Source organism: Catenulispora sp. GP43 (assembly GCF_041260665.1).
GTDB lineage: Bacteria > Actinomycetota > Actinomycetes > Streptomycetales > Catenulisporaceae > Catenulispora.
The window spans coordinates 322,228-342,348 of record NZ_JBGCCT010000006.1 but is presented as its reverse complement, the minus strand read 5'-3'; the positions used below and the strand labels follow the sequence as shown (position 1 = coordinate 342,348).

The 20,121-nt window shown below is 72.8% G+C and carries 19 protein-coding genes; 8 read left to right on the top strand and 11 right to left on the bottom strand.

Annotated features, from left to right (window positions below):
- Window positions 1–133 precede the first annotated feature (133 nt).
- Window positions 134–1,459 (top strand): SLC13 family permease, encoded by a 1,326-nt coding sequence (locus tag ABH926_RS15660; RefSeq protein WP_370366340.1) that lies wholly within the window; start codon window positions 134–136, stop codon window positions 1,457–1,459.
- Window positions 1,460–1,597: 138 nt separating this feature from the next.
- Here the strand turns inward: ABH926_RS15660 and ABH926_RS15655 are convergent, their stop codons facing one another.
- Window positions 1,598–2,923 (bottom strand): MFS transporter, encoded by a 1,326-nt coding sequence (locus ABH926_RS15655; protein WP_370366278.1) that lies wholly within the window; start codon window positions 2,921–2,923, stop codon window positions 1,598–1,600.
- A gap of 52 nt (window positions 2,924–2,975) precedes the next feature.
- Here ABH926_RS15655 and ABH926_RS15650 point away from each other — a divergent pair, with 52 nt between their 5' ends.
- Window positions 2,976–3,623, top strand: coding sequence for a hypothetical protein (locus ABH926_RS15650; protein ID WP_370366277.1), 648 nt, complete (start codon window positions 2,976–2,978; stop codon window positions 3,621–3,623).
- A gap of 14 nt (window positions 3,624–3,637) precedes the next feature.
- Complete coding sequence (locus ABH926_RS15645; RefSeq protein ID WP_370366276.1) at window positions 3,638–4,153, top strand: S1 RNA-binding domain-containing protein; 516 nt, start codon at window positions 3,638–3,640, stop codon at window positions 4,151–4,153.
- Window positions 4,154–4,231: 78 nt separating this feature from the next.
- On the opposite strand, the gene ABH926_RS15640 is transcribed toward ABH926_RS15645, so the two are convergent.
- From ABH926_RS15640 to ABH926_RS15620, 5 genes are all read right to left on the bottom strand, one after another.
- A complete protein-coding gene (locus tag ABH926_RS15640; protein WP_370366275.1) occupies window positions 4,232–5,308 on the bottom strand; it encodes a DUF3068 domain-containing protein in 1,077 nt (358 codons plus the stop codon).
- A 64-nt stretch (window positions 5,309–5,372) separates the two neighbouring features.
- A complete protein-coding gene (locus tag ABH926_RS15635; RefSeq protein WP_370366274.1) occupies window positions 5,373–6,029 on the bottom strand; it encodes an ABC transporter ATP-binding protein in 657 nt (218 codons plus the stop codon).
- A 19-nt stretch (window positions 6,030–6,048) separates the two neighbouring features.
- Window positions 6,049–6,801: an ABC transporter ATP-binding protein gene (locus tag ABH926_RS15630; protein ID WP_370366273.1), complete on the bottom strand. Its 753-nt coding sequence runs from the start codon at window positions 6,799–6,801 to the stop codon at window positions 6,049–6,051.
- Window positions 6,798–8,855, bottom strand: a complete 2,058-nt coding sequence (locus ABH926_RS15625) for an ABC transporter permease (protein ID WP_370366272.1) — start codon at window positions 8,853–8,855, stop codon at window positions 6,798–6,800. The genes ABH926_RS15630 and ABH926_RS15625 overlap by 4 nt, the downstream gene beginning before the upstream one ends.
- Window positions 8,855–9,337 carry a hypothetical protein gene (locus tag ABH926_RS15620; RefSeq protein WP_370366339.1) on the bottom strand — a complete coding sequence of 161 codons (483 nt, stop codon included), beginning with the start codon at window positions 9,335–9,337 and terminating at the stop codon, window positions 8,855–8,857. Before ABH926_RS15620 ends, ABH926_RS15625 begins: the two co-directional genes overlap by 1 nt.
- 188 nt (window positions 9,338–9,525) lie before the next feature.
- Here ABH926_RS15620 and ABH926_RS15615 point away from each other — a divergent pair, with 188 nt between their 5' ends.
- Together ABH926_RS15615 and ABH926_RS15610 are read left to right on the top strand one after the other, a co-directional pair.
- Window positions 9,526–10,140 carry a hypothetical protein gene (locus ABH926_RS15615; RefSeq protein ID WP_370366270.1) on the top strand — a complete coding sequence of 205 codons (615 nt, stop codon included), beginning with the start codon at window positions 9,526–9,528 and terminating at the stop codon, window positions 10,138–10,140.
- Window positions 10,131–11,615 carry an ABC transporter substrate-binding protein gene (locus tag ABH926_RS15610; RefSeq protein WP_370366269.1) on the top strand — a complete coding sequence of 495 codons (1,485 nt, stop codon included), beginning with the start codon at window positions 10,131–10,133 and terminating at the stop codon, window positions 11,613–11,615. The genes ABH926_RS15615 and ABH926_RS15610 overlap by 10 nt, the downstream gene beginning before the upstream one ends.
- A gap of 31 nt (window positions 11,616–11,646) precedes the next feature.
- Here ABH926_RS15610 and ABH926_RS15605 read toward each other — a convergent pair whose 3' ends face one another.
- From ABH926_RS15605 to ABH926_RS15595, 3 genes are all read right to left on the bottom strand, one after another.
- The gene (locus ABH926_RS15605) at window positions 11,647–12,078 is read right to left on the bottom strand and encodes a nucleoside deaminase (RefSeq protein ID WP_370366267.1); all 432 of its coding nucleotides are present in this window, start codon (window positions 12,076–12,078) and stop codon (window positions 11,647–11,649) included.
- A gap of 88 nt (window positions 12,079–12,166) precedes the next feature.
- On the bottom strand, window positions 12,167–13,090 hold the full coding sequence (locus ABH926_RS15600; RefSeq protein WP_370366266.1) for a hypothetical protein: 924 nt from the start codon (window positions 13,088–13,090) through the stop codon (window positions 12,167–12,169).
- A 15-nt stretch (window positions 13,091–13,105) separates the two neighbouring features.
- The gene (locus tag ABH926_RS15595; protein WP_370366265.1) at window positions 13,106–13,612 is read right to left on the bottom strand and encodes a SigE family RNA polymerase sigma factor; all 507 of its coding nucleotides are present in this window, start codon (window positions 13,610–13,612) and stop codon (window positions 13,106–13,108) included.
- Window positions 13,613–13,737: 125 nt separating this feature from the next.
- Between ABH926_RS15595 and ABH926_RS15590 the strand changes: the two genes are divergently transcribed.
- The 3 genes from ABH926_RS15590 (at window position 13,738) to ABH926_RS15580 (ending at window position 18,164) form a co-directional block, all read left to right on the top strand.
- Window positions 13,738–15,252, top strand: a complete 1,515-nt coding sequence (locus ABH926_RS15590) for an FAD-dependent monooxygenase (protein ID WP_370366264.1) — start codon at window positions 13,738–13,740, stop codon at window positions 15,250–15,252.
- A gap of 72 nt (window positions 15,253–15,324) precedes the next feature.
- Window positions 15,325–17,703, top strand: a complete 2,379-nt coding sequence (locus ABH926_RS15585; RefSeq protein WP_370366263.1) for a putative bifunctional diguanylate cyclase/phosphodiesterase — start codon at window positions 15,325–15,327, stop codon at window positions 17,701–17,703.
- Window positions 17,704–17,762: 59 nt separating this feature from the next.
- On the top strand, window positions 17,763–18,164 hold the full coding sequence (locus ABH926_RS15580; RefSeq protein WP_370366262.1) for a pyridoxamine 5'-phosphate oxidase family protein: 402 nt from the start codon (window positions 17,763–17,765) through the stop codon (window positions 18,162–18,164).
- Window positions 18,165–18,244: 80 nt separating this feature from the next.
- Here the strand turns inward: ABH926_RS15580 and ABH926_RS15575 are convergent, their stop codons facing one another.
- Complete coding sequence (locus ABH926_RS15575) at window positions 18,245–19,741, bottom strand: MFS transporter (RefSeq protein WP_370366261.1); 1,497 nt, start codon at window positions 19,739–19,741, stop codon at window positions 18,245–18,247.
- Window positions 19,738–20,037, bottom strand: a complete 300-nt coding sequence (locus tag ABH926_RS15570; protein WP_370366260.1) for a hypothetical protein — start codon at window positions 20,035–20,037, stop codon at window positions 19,738–19,740. Before ABH926_RS15570 ends, ABH926_RS15575 begins: the two co-directional genes overlap by 4 nt.
- Window positions 20,038–20,121 lie beyond the last annotated feature (84 nt).

Sequence of the window (20,121 nt, the reverse complement as noted above, 5' to 3'; positions counted from 1 at the left end):
TACTTTTTTCGAAGTTGGTGGCGACCGTTCGCCGAGGTGACGGCACGCGACCGATAAGATCGTCAAGCACTGTCTGCGAACCAATGGAGCGCATTGTGAGCATCGCCGGCATCCGGCCGAGGGCCGGCGTGTGCTGAGCTCCGGAGCCGGCACGGTGGTGTCGGTCGTGCTGCTGTTCGTCGTCCTCGTGTTCGCCGTGGTGCGGCCGCGCGGCTGGCCCGAAGCCGCGGCGGCGATCCCGGCGGCGGGCATCGTGATCGCGATCGGGGCGGTCTCGCCGCACACGGCCTGGTCGGTGGTGACCACCCTGGCACCGACCGTCGGATTCCTCGCCGCGGTCCTGGTTCTGGCGCAACTGTGTGCCGACGACGGCCTGTTCACGGCGGCTGGCGCCCTGATGGCGCGGGTCGCCAACCGATCCGGCCGACCCGACGCACACCGGCTGCTGACCGCGGTGTTCGTGGTGGCGGCGCTGACGACGGCCGTCCTGAGCCTGGACGCCACGGTGGTCCTGCTGACCCCGGTGGTCCTGGCCACAACGGTCCGCGCCCGGGTGAAGGACCGGCCGCACGTGTACGCCTGCGCGCACCTGTCGAACTCGGCCTCGCTGCTGCTGCCGGTGTCGAACCTGACGAACCTGCTGGCCTTCAGCGCGTCGGGCCTGACCTTCAGCCGGTTCGCGGCGCTGATGGCGCTGCCGTGGGTGGCGGCGGTCGGGACGGAGTATGTGGTCTTCCGGAAGTTCTTCGCCGACGACTTGGCACCGGGAGCCAACCCTGGCCAGGCAACCGAAGCAGCAAGCCCGGCCACCGGCTCCGGCACCTCCGAAGCTCCCGATGACTCCGACTCCCCCATCACCGTCCCCACCTTCACCGTCGTCATCGTCGCGGCCACCCTGGCCGGCTTCGCCGTCACCTCCCTGGCCGGCCTGAACCCGGCGTGGGCGGCGCTGGCCGGGGTCCTCATCCTCGGTACGCGGGCGCTGGTGCGGCGGCGGGCGACCGTGGGCGAGCTGGTCAGCTCGGCCTCGCCCTTCTTCTGCGCGTTCGTGCTGGCGCTCGGCGTCGTGGTGAAGGCGGCGACCGGGAGCGGGCTCGGGGCGCATGCCGGCGACCTGCTGCCGCAGGGGTCTTCGTTCCTGCCGCTGCTGGGGACCGCGTGCGTGGCGGCGGTGCTGGCCAACGTGGTCAACAACCTGCCGGCCACGCTCGTGCTGCTTCCGGCCGCCGCAGCCGCCGGGCCGGCGACGCTGTTGGCGGTGCTGCTGGGTGTGAACCTCGGGCCGAACCTGACCTATGTCGGGTCGCTGGCGACGCTGTTGTGGCGCCGGGTGCTGACCTCGCACGGCGAGCAGGTGAGCCTGGCGACGTACACCCGGCTCGGCCTGGTCGCCGTGCCCGCGACGCTGGTCGCCGCGACGGTCGCGCTGTGGGCCGCGGTGAGCGTCATCGGGGTTTGAGCGTCATCGGGGTTTGAGCATCATCGGGATGTGAGCTCGGCCAGCACCGACTCGGTCGCCCCGCGCTCCACGATCGCCCCGTGCCGCATCACCCAGCAGATTCAGGATCTGGGCCTGATGCGATCATCGCGGTGTGTGTCATCGTGACCGTGGTGTCGGGGAACCGGGTGGAGGGGTCGCCGCAGACGGCGCAGACGGCCCGGACGGCGCCGGCGGAGGGGCCACGGTGATGTCGCGGCCGGCCCCGACGCCGATGAGCGCCTGCATCCCGGCGAGCGCGGCCAGCACCGTCAACGGCACGGCCCAGCCGCCGGTGACGCCGTGCAGCGCGCCGAGCAGCAGCGGGCCGACCGCGGCAACCAGGTAGCCGACCGACTGGGCCATCGCGGCCAGCGCCGCGGCCTGCGGGCCCTCGGCGGCGCGCTGGCCCTGGAAGGTCAGGGCCAGCACCAGCGTCGCGCCGCCGCCGAAGCCGGTCAGCACGCAGGCCGGCACGGCCAGGCCCGGGGCCGCGGCCAGCAGCGCGAACCCCGCCCCGGTGAGGACCGAGGCGGCCGCGGCGAGCAGGCGCTGGTCGACGCGGCGGCGGGTGAGCAGCGGCAGGGTGCTGCTGGCGACCAGCCCCACGGCCTGGAACAGGAACAGCTCCCAGCCGGCCGTGGCCGCCGGGGTGCCGTGGTCGTGGACGATGCTGGGGAGCCAGGCGATGGTGGCGTAGAAGCCGAAGGACTGCAGGCCCATGAAGAGGCTGACTTGCCAGGCCAGCGGCGAGCGCCAGAGGCCGGGCGCCTTCGGCGGCGGGGGCGGAGGGGCAGCAGGCGAGGTCGGGGGCTGCGGCATCGACTTCGGCATCGGCCGGGCTTCGCGGCGCAGGTGCGGCAGCCACGCGGGAAACGCCAGCACCGCGAGCACCGCCCAGCAGCCCAGCGCGGTGCGCCAGCCACCGGGCAGGACGTCGGCCAGCGGCACCGACACCCCGGAGGAGATCGCGGCGACCAGCCCCATCGCGGTCACGTAGACGCCGGTGACCTGCCCGATCCGCGGCCCCGGCACGTTCGTCCGCACCACCGCCGGCAGCAGGACGTTGCCCGCGGCGATCGCGGCGGCGATGACGACGGTGCCGGTGAACAGCAAGACCGTCCCCGGCAGCGAGCGCACGACCAGCCCGGCCGCCAGCAACGGCAGCGACAGGGCCAGGACCCGCGGCGCCCCGTACCGGCGCGCGGCCCGGCCGGCCAGCGGCGAGGTCGTGGCGAAGGTCAGCAGCGGCAGCGTGAGCAGCAGCCCGCCCCAGGTCTCGGACAGCCCGGTGGAGTGCTCGATGCTCGGCAGCAGCGGCCCGACACCGGTCAGCCCGGCGCGCAGGTTCGCCGCCACGAGGATGATCGCGATCAGCAACGAGGTGGTCAGCGTGGCCGGACCGGGCGCCGTCCGGTCCCGGGCAGCCCGCTCGTCCACGCTCATGAACGTGATCATATGCGCCGCCTGTCGGCCGCAGCCGGTAGCGTGCACGGCCATGGGATTGGGGATTTCGGTGGGGATACTGTGCGATCAGGCGCGCAACGACCCCGAGGGCTACGCCCACCACCACGACGCGTTCGACAACCTGACCCACGCCCTGGCAGCCGAGGGCATCACATGGCGCGAGCCGGAGGTCATCCACAAGGCCGGCGACGACCACGACTACTCGACAGGCTTCCCCTACAGCTACCTGTCGCACCTGCGGCGCGTCTTCACCCTCGCCCGACTCGGCGAAGCCGTGACCCCCTGGTCCGCGGTGAGCGACGACCAGTACCGCCACGACCTGATGAAGGTCGATGACGAGACGGTCATGTTCTCCTCCCACCTGCTCTGCCACTCCGACAACGAGGGCTACTACATCCCGGTCGCCTTCGACGACCCGCTGTTCCTGCCCGAGGAGGCGCAGGTCGCGGGCGTGGGCATGGTCGGCTCGAGCCACCGGCTGCGGGCGGAACTGGCGGGCTTCGCGGCAGCGCTCGGCATCCGGCTCGATGAGCAGGGGGCGCTGTCCGACGATGAGGCCGCGGCCGTGGAGGCGACGGGCGAGGACGACGCGTTCGCAGCGGAGCGGTATGTGTGGCTGCACCTGTATCGGGCGTGCCTGGCGAGCATCGGGAGCGGGCACGCGATCGTGTTCTGCTGAAAGACTGCGTCCCGATGGCTTTTGAGCAGGCTGACCACCCGGAACTGTGGGCCTTCCTCGAAGCGCTGCGACCCGGCGAGATCCTGTCCGGCGTGGTCGCGGCGGTCGAGCGCTTCGGTGTGTTCGTGGCCTTGGACGACGGCCCCGCGCACCCGGGCTTCCCCGGTGTCGGCTTCATCACGATCCCCGAACTCGCCTGGCAGCGCTTCGACGCGGCCACGGACATCGTCGAGGTCGGTCAGCGCGTATCCGGCGAGTTCCTGCAGTTCGACACCTGGAACCTGGAGGCCCGGCTCTCGCTGCGCGCGACGCAGCCGGATCCGTTCCAGACCTTCGCCGACCAGGTCTCCGTGGGCGAGGAGCTGACCGGGCAGGTCACCATGCTGGTGCCGTTCGGAGTCTTCGTCCGGGTCGCCGACGGCATCGAGGGCCTGCTTCGGCACGGGGAGGCCGATGTCGGGGACACCGTGACGGTCGTCGTCGCCGGCATCGACCGGAAGCGGCGCACGCTGGAGCTCAGCCCGCACTGAACCGCGGAAGGCTCGCCGACCACGCAAAAGGGTGGCGGCCACCTGGCCGCCACCCTCATCCACCGAATCCCGGCACCCCTACGGGTGCGTCGCCTCCGGTCCCGGCCCCGGACCCGCGGGCGGCGCCGGCGGCACCGTCGGCCCGCGCCGGCGGCCGCGCAGGAACAGGAAGGCGGCCAGCGCCAGCAGCACCACGCCGAGGACCAGCAGGATGATCGGCAGGTACACGCCGAGCCAGCTGATGACGTTGCTGCCGTTGCTCGCGTCGTCGGCGGCCTGCTTCTGGCTGGCCGGGGTGGTCTCGTACGTGGCGGCGACCGCGGGGATCAGCGGGATCACCGTGCCGGTGGGCAGGGCGATCGCCGCCACCCGCTGCTGGTTGCGCTGCACGTCGATGACCAGGCCGGTGTCCGGGTCGACCCAGAACGTGGAGTCGTCCTGGAAGGTGTAGGCCATCGTGACCTCGGCCCCGAGCTGCGGCAGGATCTGGTTCAGCTGCGCGACCTGGGACGCCGGCAGGTTGCCGGCGGAGGCCAGGAGCTTGAGCAGGCTGGCGGGCAGCTGCTTGGGCAGCGTGGCCAGGATCTGCGGGTCCACGATCTTCGTCGGGGCGACCTTCGCCTCGTAGACGTAGGTCGTGATGCCCTGCTTCGACTCCGAGCGCAGATACGTCAGCGGGGTCGTGGTCTGCGTCTCCGGCGTCCAGCCCTCGTAGTTCTTCTTCTGGGCGCCGAAGGGCCAGCTGACGGTCAGCCCCTTGGCCGGGATCACGGTCCAGCTGCTGGGGTGGTTGCTCACCGCCTCCAGCGACTTGCGGTCCACCGCGTACTCCCACTTGGTCTGCTCGACCTTGGTCCCGTTCGCCTCGGTCGTGCGGGAGTCGCTGACCAGGGCCGTGTTTCCGGAGGTCGCCTCGACCTTCACGACCTGGGCGACGGTCAGCGGCACCTTCTGCTTGATCGCGCCGAGCAGGTTGCCGGTAGCCAGTGCCTGCGGATCGAGCAGGGTCTCGAACGTCCCGGCGTAGTTGCGGGAGATGGTCTTGTCCGAGGGGATCCGGGCGACGTAGCTCGGAGTGATCCACCAGGCCATCAGCGCGGCGGCGACGAGAGAGAGCACGCCCACAACGGCGCACGCGATGCGTGTCTTGGTCACAGCGTCAGTGTCCGAGCATGGACGGTCGAAGGCCAGCTGGGCGATGCTAACGAGTGACAGAAGTTCACTCGGACAGCGGCAGTTCCCCCGGTTCCCCGCTGAAGGCGACGCGGCCGCGATGCAGGACATGGACGACCCCCGCGGCGCGGAGCGTGGCGGGCAGCGTCTGCGCCGCCAGGACCACCGTCCGCCCCTCGGCCGCGATCTCCAGCAGTCGCCGGTGCAGGCGCGCGACCACCGCCGGGGCCAGGCCGAGATCGGGCTCGTCGAGCACCAGCAGCCGCGGCCGGCGCAGCATCGCCCGGCACAGCGCGACCAGTCGCTGCTGCCCGCCGGACAAGGTCTCGGCACGACGTTCGAACAGCGGCGGCAGCTCGGGGAACGTGTCAGCGACCTCTGCGTCGGTCCCCGCGTCCGGCCCCAGATTCTCCGCGACGGTCAGCGACCCGAACACCGCGTGCTCGGAGGGAACGAACGCCAGGCCCAGGCGTGCGCGGCGGTACGCGGGCAGAGTGCTGACATCGCGCCCCTGCCACAGGCACCGGCCGGCGGACAGCGGCACGGCCCCGGCCAGGGCCCGCAGCGCGGTGGTGCGCCCGGCGCCGTTGCGTCCGATCAGGACGCTGACGTATCCGGCGGGAAAGGCCAGGTCCACGCCGTGCAGCGCCTCCAACGGGCCGTAGCGGACCCGGGCGGCACTCAGTTCGGCCTCGACAGTCATACGAGTTCGGCCTCGACAGTCATACCTTCCCCCACAGCGCGCCCACCTCGGGATCGGCGAGCACGGCCGCCGCCGGGCCCCGCGCGACCACCCGCCCGGCGGCCATCACGCAGACCGTGTCGGCCAGCTCGGCGACCAGGTCGACATCGTGCTCGACCAGCAGCAGCGCCATGCCTTCGGCGCTGAGCGTGCGCAGCGTCGCGGCCAGGCGGGCGGCTTCGGCGGCGTCCAGTCCGGCCGCGGGCTCGTCCAGCAGCAGCACGCGCGGCGCGCCGGCCAGCGCGCGCGCCAACTCGACCATGCGCAGGGTGCCGGTCGGCAGGTCGGAGACCGGGTGGTCGCGCAGTGCCGACAGGCCCGCGAGGTACAGGGCCCGGTCGGTGGCCGGCGCCGTCGCCTCCCGGTCGGAATCGGGCAGGCCGACCAGGCCGCGCAGGGTCCCGCCGGGGCGTCCGTCGGCACCGACGAGGACGTTCTCGGCCACGGTCAGGCCGGGGAAGATCGAGAGCTGCTGGAAGGTGCGGCCCAGCCCGAGCCGGGCGCGGCGGTAGTCGGGAAGGCGGGTGATGTCGCGGCCGCCGAGCAGGACGCGGCCCGCGTCGGGGCGCAGCGTGCCGGACAGGCAGTCGAACAAGGTGCTCTTGCCGGCGCCGTTCGGCCCGACCAGCGCGGTGATCCGGCCGGGCGGGACGGACAGGTCCACGCCGGCCACGGCCACGACGCCGCCGAAGCGTCGGACGACGCCGCGCGCGGTCAGGCGCACCGTTCTCATGGCCGCACCTGGCCGGGGGCTTCGCGGCGGATGATGCGGGCACGGAGTCGGGCATGGACTCGGACGCCGAGCGGGCTGAGCCGAACTCTGGGCGGCGGCAGGGACGACGCTGGGGAGGCGCCGTGCATGCCAGGAGCCCCGGACATGCCAGAACCTCCGGATACACCAGAAGCTCCGGACGCTCCGGAGGCTGCGGCGCCGAGGCCCGCCACCCACCCCGCGAGCCCGCCCGGCAGCCGGCCGATCGCCACCGCCAGGGCGCCGACCACGACCGTCGACAACCCCGCCGTGGTGCCGGCGTCCAGCCCGACCAGCAGCGCCGCCGCCAGGACCGCGCCGAGCGCGCTGTCCGCGCCGGCCACGACCACCGCCGCGAACCACAGCAGGCCCTGCAAGGGGTCGAAGGTCGCGGCGTTGAACGCCCGGCCGCCCAGGCCCATCAGGCCGCCGCCGAGCGCGGCGAGTCCGGCGCCGGTGAGGAAGGCGAACACCTTGAGCCAGGGCACGTTCAGGCCGGCCGCCGACGCGCCGGCCTCGTGGTCGCGCAGCGCGGTCAGGGCCCGGCCGAGGCGCCGGCGGTGCAGGTTGCGCACGATCACCACACCGAGGGCGAGCAGCGCCAGTTCGGCGGCGTAGAAGGCGCGGTCGTCGGCGAGGAATCCGGGACGGTCCAGGGTCAGGCCGGTGGTGGCGTACGGCTGGTCGAACACGAAGCGGCTCATGGCGGTGCCGACGGCGAACGTCACCAGCGCCAGCGCCAGACCGCGGCGGCGGATCGCGGGCCAGCCGGTGAGCAGGCCCAGCGGGATCGTCACCAGCACCGCGCACAGCAGCGCCGGGATCGCGGGCATCGCCGGGACGCCGGGGACCTTGCCGGAGATGAACAGGCCGGTGCCGAGCGCGCCCATGCCGGCGTACCCGGCCTGCCCGAGCGAGACCTGGCCGCCGTACCCGGTCACCACCACGACCGAGAGCAGCACCAGCGCCAGCGCCGGGACCTGCAGCGCGTTGCGCAGATCGCCGCCGCGGAAGCCGAGCGGCATGAGCAGCAGCACGGTGCAGGCCATCGTGGCGACCGCGGCGCGCTCGGGCGCGCCCCGGCCCACGGCGGCGGCGCGCGCCGGCGGAGCCTGCGCCCCGGAGCCCAGGCGGCCCGGCAGCAGCGCCACGACCAGCAGCGCGATCACGAACAGGTTCGACTGCACGGCCTGGACCAGCGGCAGGACCTGGCCGCCGGGCCGCAGCCGGGTCAGCTCGCTGCCGATGACGCCCAGCCCCAGCCCGACCGCCACGGCCACCCCGACGCTGCGCAGGCGCCCCGCGACGGCCACCGCCATGGTCTCCATGACCAGCAGCGACAGGCCGTACGGGTCGAGCAGCAGGTTCGGCGCGAGCAGCACCCCGACCAGCCCGGCGACGACCGAGCCGAAAGCCCACCCGATCGCCGACACCCGCCCGGCGTTCACCCCGGACAAGCCGGCCAGCGCCCGATCGTCGACGACCGCGCGCAACCGCAGCCCGAAGCGTGTGAACCGGGTGACGACCGCGACCAGCACGCTGAGCGCGAGCACGACACCGAGCTGAACGGCGGTGTCGAGACGCACGGCATGACCGCCGGGCAGCGTGAAAGGCGTGCTGGGAACGAGCGAGGGCGCGTCGGCATAGGGACCGGTGCCCCAGATGAGAACGACGGCCCCGGTCAGCAAAATGAAGACACCGATGGTCGCGACCATGGTCTCGGCGGGCCCGGCCCCCCGCCGCTGAAGCGGACGGAAGATCCCGAGCTCGAGTACCACCCCGAGCGCCGGCGCCACCACCAGCAGGCACACCACGGCGGCCGGCCACACCGGCCAGTGCCACACCACGACCAGCTCGCGCAGCAGGTACGCGATGATCATCGCCTGCGCACCCTGCGCGAGGTTGAGCACGCCGGTGGCCCGGTAGGTGACGACCAGGCCGATGCCGCTGAGCGCGGCGGCGCTGCCGACGGCCAGGCCGGCGATGGCGAGGTCGATGGTGAGGCTGAGGGAGGCGGACTCGGCCAGGAGGGGCATCAGGGGCCTGGTGGGGTGGGGCCGGGGCCGGGATCGGGATCAGCGGCAGGCGGGCCGGCGCCGCCACCCGGCCGCTCCGGCCCCGAATCAGCGTTCGACACCCTCGGCGGCTCGCACACCGGACAAGGCGTCAGCGACCGCTCGGCGATAGCCGCCGCACCGACCACCTCAGCCGTGGGCTTGTCCGCGACCAGCGGGCAATCCCGCCGGTGATACAGCGTGCCGCCCGGGACGGCGAGCAGCGCCTCCGCCTCCGCGTGCGGCATCGTGCGGGTCGCGTCGTCGCCGGTCTCGGTGTCCGCGACCAGGAGTCCGTACAGCGTCTCGATCCGGTCGTCGGCGGTCCCGGCGCGGCGGGCGAGCAGGACCGCGCCGGCCACGATCAGTGCCGCGCCGGGGATCGTGGCCGAGGCCAGGTAGGGGAGCTGCTGTTCGATCACGCTCTCGCCGGAGATCCCGTACCAGCCCAGGACGCACAGCACCGCTCCGGCCGCCACCACGAACCAGCCGGACCATTCGCGGGCCGCGCGGAGCAGCGCGGGTGTCGCCGGCGGGTGTGGCATCCGAGCCATGGCGGGTTTCTACCGCTTATGTTGCGGTTTATACACAAAAGGACATGCTGAGGGTGGACGCGAGTCCTTTCGAGCGCAGCAGAGGCGGAGATAAGGCCATGTCGATGACGCGACGCGCCCCCGACGACGGCGCCACGGCGGTGCGGCGCCGGCATCGCGGGACCTCCCCATTCGGACGCACCCGAGGCCTCGCCGTCGCGGCCGCGGTGCTGATCGCCGCCTCGGCGTGCGGGGGCGGCAGCAGCAAACCGGCGCCGTCCTCGACGACGACCACGACCACCCCGCCGGCGACGAGCTCGCCCACGACGGGGCAGACCACCACCCCGCCCGCCACGTCCTCGGCGAACGGTCCGTCCGACCCGACGGGCGCCACGGCCGAGATCAAGAAGAACTGGGAACTGTTCTTCAACCCGCAGACCACGATCGCCGACAAGGAGAAGTACCTGCAGCACGGCAGCACTCTGGCCCCGCTGCTCCAGGGCTTCGCCACCGACCCGCGGGTCGGCCAGGTGTCCGCGACGGTGTCGGGCGTGTCCTTCACCTCCCCGACCACCGCCACCGTGACCTACTCGCTGTCCCTGCAGGGGACCGTCGTGGAGCCGAACGCCACCGGCACAGCGGTGTTGGAGGACGGGACATGGAAGGTCTCGGACTCGACCCTGTGCGGGCTGGTCGCGCTCACCGGGAACCCCAACGTGCCGGGATGCAGCTGACGCCGCGCATGTCGCCGCCGCACCGCACGGCCACAGCCGCCGCCAGAGCCACAGCCGGAACCGGAACCGGAACCGGAGCCAGCGTCAGCGCCAGCCGCCGGCGCCGGCTCCGCGCACCCCTCCTCCTCGCGCTCCTCACAGCGGCGGCGACGCTCGCAGCGGCCACCGGCTGCGGCACCCGCCTGCCCTCCAGCGCCTTCGCCCCCCGCCCCGGAACCGGCGCGTCCTCGGCCACCGGCCCGACCACCGCCAACCAGAACCCCGCCAGCGACGTCGGCGTCACCCCGGCCCAGATCCACATCGGCATCCTCGCCTCGCTGACCAGCCCGGTCGGCTCCGCGGCGTTCAGCGGCCCCGGCTACGGCGCCCAGGCCTTCTTCCGCGCCCTGAACGACAGCGGCGGCGTGCACGGCCGGACCGTGACCGTCACGGTCTGCGACGACGGCGGCAGCGGCATCGGCAACCAGGACTGCGTGCACCAGCTCATCGACCACGACCAGGTCTTCGCCCTGGACGCGACGGCGGCGCTGGACTACGCCGGAGCGCCCTACGTCAACCAGAAGGACGTCCCCGACATCGGCGGCCAGCCGATCACCACGGTCTACGACCAGTACCCGCACCTGTACGAGATCGGCGGCAGCAACGCACCCCGCGACGGCCGCACCGTCGGCTGGAACGGCACCCTGTACCAGAGCACGGAGATCTTCCGCTTCTTCAAGCAGCGCCTGGGCACGGTCCGGGCCGCGGTGGTCGCCTACAACCAGGCCGACTCCACGCGCTACGCCTCCCAGCTGACCGCCGGCCTGCACGCCGAGGGCTACCACGTCCTGTCCCAGACCGTGGACCTGGCGCTGCCGGACTTCCAGGCGGTGGCGGCGGCGATGAAGGCCGACGGCAGCCAGCTGCTGTTCGACGCCATGGACACCCGCGGCAACGCCGCACTGTGCAAGGCGATGGACACCGCCGGAGTGAGCGTGCTGGCGAAGGTCACCAACGTCGAGAACTGGAGTGAGTCGGTCCGCACCGACTACAGCTCCTCCCCCAACTGTCGCAACGTCCTGTGGGCGACCTCCTCCAGCCGCAACTACGAGGACGTCCAGTACCCGGCGGTCGCGCAGTTCCGCGCCGCGATGGCCAAGTACTTCCCGGACCAGCAGTCGCAGCTGTCCGCCTGGAACCTGGAGGGCTGGGCGGCCGCGCAGTGGCTCACCGACGCCGTCGCCTCCTGCGGCGCGAACGTGACGCGGGCCTGCGTCGAGCACTTCATGAACCGCACGCAGCCCTACGACGCCCACAACCTGATCCTGCCGGCGTCCTTCGTCCCCACTCCCCCGCCGACCGGCGACACGAACGCGTGCCTGAACGCAGCGCGGTGGCAGGACTCCGCCCAGGGCGGCAGGGGAGGGTGGGTGACGCAGGTGCCGAACATGGACACCAACTGCTACGTGGTGCCGCAGCTGCCGTACACCCCATGACGGCGCACCATGACCGGCGCGCCATCCCCGGCTACTTCTTGTAGTACTCCTCGATCGGCACCCGCGCCTGCTCGAACAGCGCCGGCCCCTCCTGCGGCACGACCGGCCACTGCGAGCCGGGGTTCACCTCGTAGAACTGGTCCGTCGACAGCGCGTACACCACCCGCCCGAGTCCGGAGCGCGCGATCCCGCCGGTGCACATCCCGCACGGCTGGCAGCTGGTGTACATGGTCGTCGTGGCGGCCGCCTCGGGGCTGAGCTCGCGCGCGGCCCAGCGCGCCAGCTTCAGCTCCGGGTGCGAGGCGATGTCGTCGTCGCGGCGCACCGTGTTGTGCTCCTCGATCAGGATGGTGCCCGCGGCGTCGGCCAGCAGCGAGCCGTACGGCGCGTCGCCGAGGGTGATGGCGTGCGCCGCGATCTCGATCGCGCGGCGCAGCAGGGTCTCGTCGGCCGGGGTGAGCACGGGTGTCCTCCGATGGTCGGGCAAAAGTAAGGACCGAACAGTTAAGGACATTGTGCCGGGACCGTCGGCTCAAGGAGAGGTCAGCCGCTCAACCGCCGACGGTCGCGGCGTACTGCTTCAGGTACTCGGCGAAGCGCTCCGATTTCACGAGGGTCAAGAACCCGTCGAGCGTCAGCGGCCGCGGCGCGCCCTTCTCGAAGCCGAACGAGAACCGGAACTGGCGGCCGCCGGGAAGGTCGACATCGAGCTCGTAGCCGCCCGGCTTGCCGTCGGCGGGTTCCCCGCCGAACTCGATTCCGCTCATGCCCTCGGCCAGGGTCACCGGCTGGCACTGCGTCTGGGGGTACCAGACGTTCGCGCAGTGCGCGGTGAAGTAGGGCTTGGTGCTGATGCCGGTACCCAGTGGGCTGGCCGGGGCCGCGGTGGACGCGTAGTCGTCCGCCAGGTAGGTGACCGCGCCACCGGGAGGAACGAACGGATCCTTGACCGGCGCCCAAGCGTGTCCGGGCAGCATGGCGGCGAAGGCCGTCAGGCCCTGCTCGCACAGCTTGCGGGCCACGGCTTGCGAGGGGATCGCAAGCGCGTTCGACGTCATCTTCTCGGCGAGGGTGAAGGTCTGGTCGCAGGGGCCGCCCGACGGCGAGGACGAGGCAGAGGACACTGTCGGCGCCGGTGAGGAGGTCGCCGGTGCCGGCGTGGACGGGGCGCCCGCCGGCGGCCGCAGCGGGCTCGACCGCACCGTCGGTGCCGCCGCACGGCCCGGCGAGGCCGTCGCGCCCGGGCCGCCGCCGGCGCCCAGCTGGGTCGCGACCAGCGCGGTGGCGGCCACCGCCGCGACCGCGCCGCCGACGCCGGCGGCCTGGCGGCGCCGGCGTCCGCGCTCGTACGCCGCGAGCGCGCGCGGCACCATGTCGACCAGGGGCGGCTCGTCGGCGAACCCGCCGGCGAAGGCCCCGCCCGGGGTGGGTCCGCGGTCGAAGTCGTCGTGGCCGGGGAACATGTCGTCAGTCATCGGTCTTCACCGTTTTCACTGGAGTCCGCTGTCGATGAGGGAGTCGCCGACGATCTCCCGCAGCCTGGCCAGGGCCCTGGACGTCTGGCTCTTGACGTTGCCGACGGAGCACTCGAGCGCGGCGGCCGTCGCCTCCACGCTCATGTCCTCCCAGAAGCGCAGCACCACCACGGCGCGGGCGCGCGGCGGCAGGAGTTGCAGCGCGGCCTGCAGGGACAGGCGCAGTTCGGTGGGCTCGGCGGGAGCCGTGTCCGGCAGGCCCGAGGAGTACGCCGCGACCCGTTCCACTTGCCGCTGGTACCTGCGCTTGTCGCGCAGGAAGCTGTTGACCAGGACTTTGTGGGCGTAGGCGTCCAGCGACTCGGCCTGGCGGGCCCGGCCCCAGCTGCGGCACAGGTGGACCAGTGCCGTCTGGGTCAGGTCCTCGGCCAGATGCCAGTCGCCGCACAGCAGGTAGGCGCTTCTGCGCAGGTGGCGCTGGCGCGCCCCCGCGTACTCCGCGAACCCTTCGAGCCGGTCCACCGAAACCTTCCCCCGCTCCGTCCGCCCTGTTCAGCTCCGTCATCAGGTTCCGAGCCGACTGGGTACGGAAAGGTTGCACCCCGCCGGTATCATCATTCGTACTCGCGCCCGACCGGGAGGATCGGATGTCGTCACCGCCGGATATCGAGGTGCTGGTCGTCGGAGCCGGGCCCGTCGGCTGTTGGGTGGCCGCGGAGCTGAGCGCGGCCGGGGTGCGGGTCATGGTGGTCGAGGCGCGGGAGAACCGCGCGGCCTTCTCGCGCGGGTTCGTCGTGCATCCCCGGACTCTGGAGATCTTCGATTCGCGCGGGGCCGCCGCGCCCATGCTGGCGGCCAGCCGGCAACTGCCGACCTGGCACTTCGCGATGGGGGCCGCGCGGCTGGACTTCGCCGTGCTGCCGACGACGTTCCCCTTCATCCTGCTCCAGCCGCAGGCGCAGACCGAGGAGATGTTGGAGGAGCACCTGCGGCGCTGCGGCGGCGAGGTGCTGCGCGGGCGGCGCGTCGTGAGCCTGCGGCAGGAGCCGGACCGTGTGGTGGCGCTGGTGCGGCACGACGGCGCCGAGCACGAGGTGGGCGCGCGGTTCGTCGTGGGCTGCGACGGGGCGCACAGCACGGTGCGCGAGGCCGCCGGGATCGGCTTCACCGGCACGCCGGACACCATGGTCAGCCCGGCGGCGCTGGTCGAGCTGGCCGATCCGCCGCCGCCGGAGGGCTACCTGCAGGGCAACGAGCGCGGGCTGCTGTTCGTGATCCCGCTGCCGGACGGCCGCTTCGTCGTCTCGACCATCGACCACGCGGTGATGGCCGAGGTGAACAAGCCGTGGACGGCGCGGATGGTGCGCGACTCGCTGATCCGGATCTCCGGGACCGACTACGGGCTCGGCGAGGTCGAGCGGGTCTCGACGATCGGCAACTCGGCGCTTCAGGCCGATCGCTACCGCGACGGCCGCATACTGCTGGCCGGGGACGCGGCGCACGTGCACTTCCCGATGGGCGGCCAGGGCATGAACCTGGGCGTCCAGGACGCGCACAACCTGGCGTGGCGCCTGATCGCGGCCGTGCACGCCGAGCGGGACGGGGACGCCGCCGGCGCGCGTGACGACATCGACGCCCTGCTCGACGGCTACGAGGCCGAGCGGCGCCCGGCCGGGGAACGCGTGCTGGAGGACGTGCACGCGCAGATGGGCCTGGTCGCCGCGACCGGCGCCGACGGGGCCGCCCTGCGGGGCCGCTTCGAGGCGCTGCTGGCCGAACACCCCTCGGTCAACGCGCAGTACGCGCGGCGGCTGTCCGGGATCGCCGTGCGGTACGGCGACGGCGACGGCGCCCCGGACGGCGACGAGGGCGGGGACGAGGGCGGGGACGACCGCCTCGGCGCACGCGTCCCCGACCTGCTGCTGGAGCAGGACGGCGGCGAGCCGGTCCCGCTCTACGAGCTGCTGCGGGGGATCGGGCCGGGGCGTTTCGTGCGGCTGACGGTCGGGGGCGGCCGGACGGGACCGGAAGCCGGTGTCGCGGCCGTCATCACGACGACGGCCGTCCTGGGCCCCGGATGGGCCGTCCGTGACGGATGGGACCGTCCCGGGTCGGTGCTGATCAGGCCCGACGGGCATGTCGCCGAGGTCATGACCTGGTGATTCGCCGGAGCAGGCGGCGCAGGACCGCTCGGATATCATGGAGATCACTGGACGCAGGGAGCAGACACATCGATGACGAGTGCGGCAGAACGCGGGACCGGAGCAGGTGCCCACGAGCCGTCGCGGCCAGACGGGGTCCCCGAACAGCCCGGCACACCTCACCCGCAGACCCACCCTCGGATACCCCCGTTCAGCCCTGACGCGCTCGACACCGCCGACCTGTCCGCCGGCCCGCCCGGACCGGAGGGTCCGGTGCGGCCGATCGACGAGGCCGAGCTGGACCGGATCTGCCTGCACAACCTGCTGTCGGCCTGCGCCGACATGATCTTCTTCAAGGACCGCGAGTCCCGCTTCCTGCGGGTCAGCGACAGCGCCGCGGAGTTCAGCGGCACCGCGCCGGCCGCGATGATCGGCAAGACGGTCCGCGACTACTTCACCCCCGAGCACGCCGCCGCGGCCTTCGCCACCGAGCAGTCGATCATGAGCACCGGCCGGGCGATCACCGACTTCGAGGAGCCCCACCTGCGCCCGGGCACCCCGGAGGAGGAGACGCTCAGCGCCAGCAAGCAGCCGCTGCGCGACTTCGACGGCCGGATCATCGGCACCTTCGGGATCAGCCGCGACATCACCGCGCGCAAGATCTCCGAACGCGAGCTCAAGGCCCGGACCGCCGAACTGGACCGGGTCGGGCGCGAGCTCAAGACCCTGCTGGACACCAGCCCGGACCTGATGGCCCGGTTCGACCGGGACCTGCGCTGCACCTACGCCAACCCGGCGGCCCGGGAGCTCACCGGGGTGGAGATGCTCGGGCGCACCACCCGGGAGCGCGGCTACTCCGAGGACTTCCTGGGGATCTGGGAGGAGTCGCTGCGGTACGTGCTGGAGACCGGGAAGGACACCGAGCGGGAGTTCAGCGTCACGGTGGTCGGCCAGTCCCGGTTCCTGCACACCCGCTTCGTGCCCGAACTCGACGGCGACGGGCAGGTGGCCAGCGTGCTGTCGGTCAGCCGGGACCTGACCGAGCGCCGCCGGATCGAGGAGGCGCTGGCCGAGCAGGCGGTGCGCGACCCGCTGACCGGCCTGGCCAACCGCACGCTGCTGGTCAGCCGGATCCGGGAGGCGATCGAGTTCGGCGGCGGCCAGGACGGCCGGCTCGCCGTGCTGTTCCTGGACCTGGACCGGTTCAAGCTGGTCAACGACAGCCTCGGGCACGCCGCCGGCGACGCCCTGCTGGCCGCGGTCGCCGACCGGCTGCGCAAGGCGGTGCGCCGCGGCGACCTGGTGGCCCGCTTCGGCGGGGACGAGTTCGTGGTGCTGTGCGAGAACGTGGCCGGGCACGCCGAGGCCGCGGTGATCGCCCAGCGCGTCATCGACTGCCTGATCCGGCCCTTCGACTGCGCCGGCAAGCCGATGCACGTGCGCACCAGCATCGGGATAGCCCTGGCGCACGGCCCGGACACCACCGTGGACGAGCTGCTGCGCGACGCGGACGCCGCGATGTACCAGGCCAAGGCCGACGGCGCGGTGGCCGGCGGCTACCGCTTCTTCGAGCCGGCCACGCACGAGCGCGCCGTGCACCGCATGAACCTGGAGCAGGACCTGCGCCAGGCGGTCGAGCGCGGCGAGTTCACGCTGGTCTACCAGCCGATCGTGGCGCTGGAGGACGGCCGGGTGACCGGCGCCGAGGCGCTGATCCGCTGGCGGCACCCCGAGCGCGGGCTGCTGGCCCCGGGGGCGTTCCTGGAGGTGGCCGAGGAGACGCAGCTGATCGTGCCGATCGGGCGGTGGGTGCTGGACGAGGCGTGCCGGCAGCTGGCGACGTGGAACGCGGAGCTGGCGGCGGACGGCGATGACGGCGATGACGACGACGGCGCACTTCAGCGCGCTGCAGAGACTGACGGCGGCGCGGACGCCCGCCTTCCCCTGCTGGCCGTGAACCTGTCCAGCCGCCAGCTGTCCCACGACTCCGACCTGGTCAGCCAGGTCACCAAGGCGATCGCGCGGAACAACGTGCCGGCCGACCGGATCTGCCTGGAGGTCACCGAGACCGCGGTCCACGAGGCCTCGCTGACCGCGCGCTCCGCCCTGGCCGCGTTCTCCGCCGCCGGCATCAAGATCGCGCTGGACGACTACGGCACCGGCTACTCCTCCCTCGGGCACCTGCGCGACAACCCGGTCGACACGCTGAAGATCGACCGCGTGTTCATCAGCGGCCTGACCCGCGACCGCGGCGACGACGCGATCGTGGTCGCGGTGATCACGCTGGCGCACGCGCTCGGCATGCGGGTGGTGGCCGAGGGCGTCGAGACGCCCGAGCAGGCCGACCGGCTGCGCGAGCTCGGCTGCGACTTCGCCCAGGGGTACCTGTTCGCGAAGCCGCTGGGCCCGGACGAGTTCGGGGAGCTGCTGCGCAACGGCGCGCCGGCCGTCGAGGCGATGTCCTGCAATTAAGGCAGACCCCGCAGACTCGGGGAACCACTTCCGCAGCACAGCACCTCGATGGAGGCCCGATGTCCGACCCCGACGGCATGGCGTTCTGGACCGAACGCCACATCTGCAGCCTGGCCTCGGTCCGCCCCGACGGCACCCCGCACCTGGTCCCGGTGGGCGTCGTCTACGACCCGGAAACCGGCCTGGCCCGCATCATCACCAGCGGCACCAGCGCCAAGGCCCGCCGCATCGCCGCCGCCGGCACCCTGCCGGTCGCGGTGACGCAGGCCGACCGCGGCCGCTGGACCACGCTGGAAGGCGTGGCCCGCGTGAACCCGGACCCCGAAGCGGTCGCCGACGCCGAGCGCCGCTACGCCGCGCGGTACGGGGAGCCGCGGCCGAACCCGCTGCGGGTGGTGATCGAGATCGAGGTGAAGCGGGTGCTGGGGACGGTGCGGGTGCCGGTGCCGGGGCTGGCGTAGAGCGCGAAGGGAATCCCGGGGTGGCCTGGAACGCCATCCCGGGATTCCGTCTCGGGGCCCTGTACGGGGCCTATACGGGCCTATACGGGGCCGTAGGAAGGTTCCAGAGTCTGCCGCCCCTCCCCCTCCAACGCGGCAACAGCCTCCCCGCGGGTGTTGGACGCCCGCAGCGCGATGACCCCGGCCGCCACCAGACACAGGGCACTGACGAGCAGGGCCCGTTGGAATCCGGCGGTGAGTGCCTGCGGGAGCGGGGTGTGCGCGGCCAGCAGCTGACTGGTGCGGCTGGTCGCGATCCCGCTGAACGCCGCCAGCCCGAGCGCCGACCCGAGCTGGAACGAGGCGGTGATCAGGGCGGCGGCCAGGCCGGCCTGGTCCTCCGGCACCCCGGCGTTCGCGGCCGTCTGCACCCCGGCGTACAGCAGCCCCAGCCCGAGCCCCATGATCACGAGCGGGGCGAGCAGGTTGCCGGCATAGCTCCCGTCCGCCGGGATGCGGGACAGCCACAGGATGCCGCCGGCGGCGAGCAGCGCGCCGGAGACGATGATCGGACGGGTGCCGGTCCGGACGAACATCTTCGTGGCCAGCGTCGAGCCGAACCCGATGCCGACGCTCACCGGCAGGTAGCAGAGCCCGGATTCCAGCTGGGAGAAGCCCAGGACGTTCTGCATGTACAGCGTGACAAAGAAGAACATCGAGTAGAAGCCGGCCCAGGCGATCACCTGGGTGGCGTCGGCCGCTCCCAGGCCCTTGATCCGGAAGATCGACAACGGGACCAGCGGATGGGCCCGCCGCTGCTCGTTGACCAGGAACGCGGCCATCAGCACCGCCGCGGCGGCCAGCCCGCCGACGGTGCGGCCCGCGCCCCAGCCCACGTCCGGCGCCTGCACCACCGTGAAGATCAGCAGCAGCATGGCGGCGGTGACCAGGACCGCGCCGAGGGCGTCGAAACCGCCCGGCGCGGGCCGGCCGTGGTCGGCCTTCAGGAGCCGGAACGTCCCGGCCAGCACCAGCGCGCACAGCGGGAGGCTGACGAAGAACACCCACCGCCAGCCGAAGTCCTCGGTGAGCAGCCCGCCGAAGAACAACCCGACCGCCGAGGCCATCCCGCTGATCCCGGCCCACGCGCCCAGCGCCTTGTGCCGGTCGGAGTCCTGGAACGTGGTGGTCAGGATGGACAGCGCGGCCGGGGACATCATCGCCGCCCCGAAGCCCTGGGCCAGCCGGGCCCCGACCAGGGGCCCCTGGCTGTCGGCGAGCCCGCAGGCCAGCGAGGCGGCCGCGAACAGCGTGGTCCCGGCGATCAGCAGCCGCCGGCGGCCGAGCAGGTCCGCGGCCCGGCCGCCGAGCAGCAGGAAGCCGCCGTAGGTGATCAGATAGCCGCTGACCACCCACTGCAGGTTCTGCACCGAGAAGCCCAGGTGCGTCCGGATGGTCGGCAGCGCGACGTTCACGATGGCGCCGTCCATCACGTCCAGGAACGTCACCAGGCACAGCAGCGCCAGCGTGGCCTTGCCGCGCCCGGTCGCCAGGAACGACGCCGGCGGCGCCGTCGAGGGGTTCATGACATCGCTCACGACTCGGGGACCTCCATCTCCGGGCCGATCTCGATGCCGCCGCCGACCCGCAGCACCGGGCAGTCCTCGGCCAGTGCCAGCGCGGAGTCCATGTCCTCGGCGGCCACCACCGAGTAGGCGACGAACCGGGAGCCGCCGCCGCCGACCTCGCCGAGCGAGGCGTAGGCGGTCACCGCCTTGCCGACGTCCACCAGGGCCGGGCCGAGCCCGCGGAACCAGGCCTGCCACTCGGCCGGGGTCCCGGCGTCGGGCTTGTAGTCGGCGGGGACGCGGAACGAGAGAACGTACTTAGCCATTTCTGCGGTCCTTTTCTCGGTGTCCGGGGCGCGCCCCGGACCGGGACCGCCTCCAATCGGGTGGACGCCGGCCCGGCCGCGAAT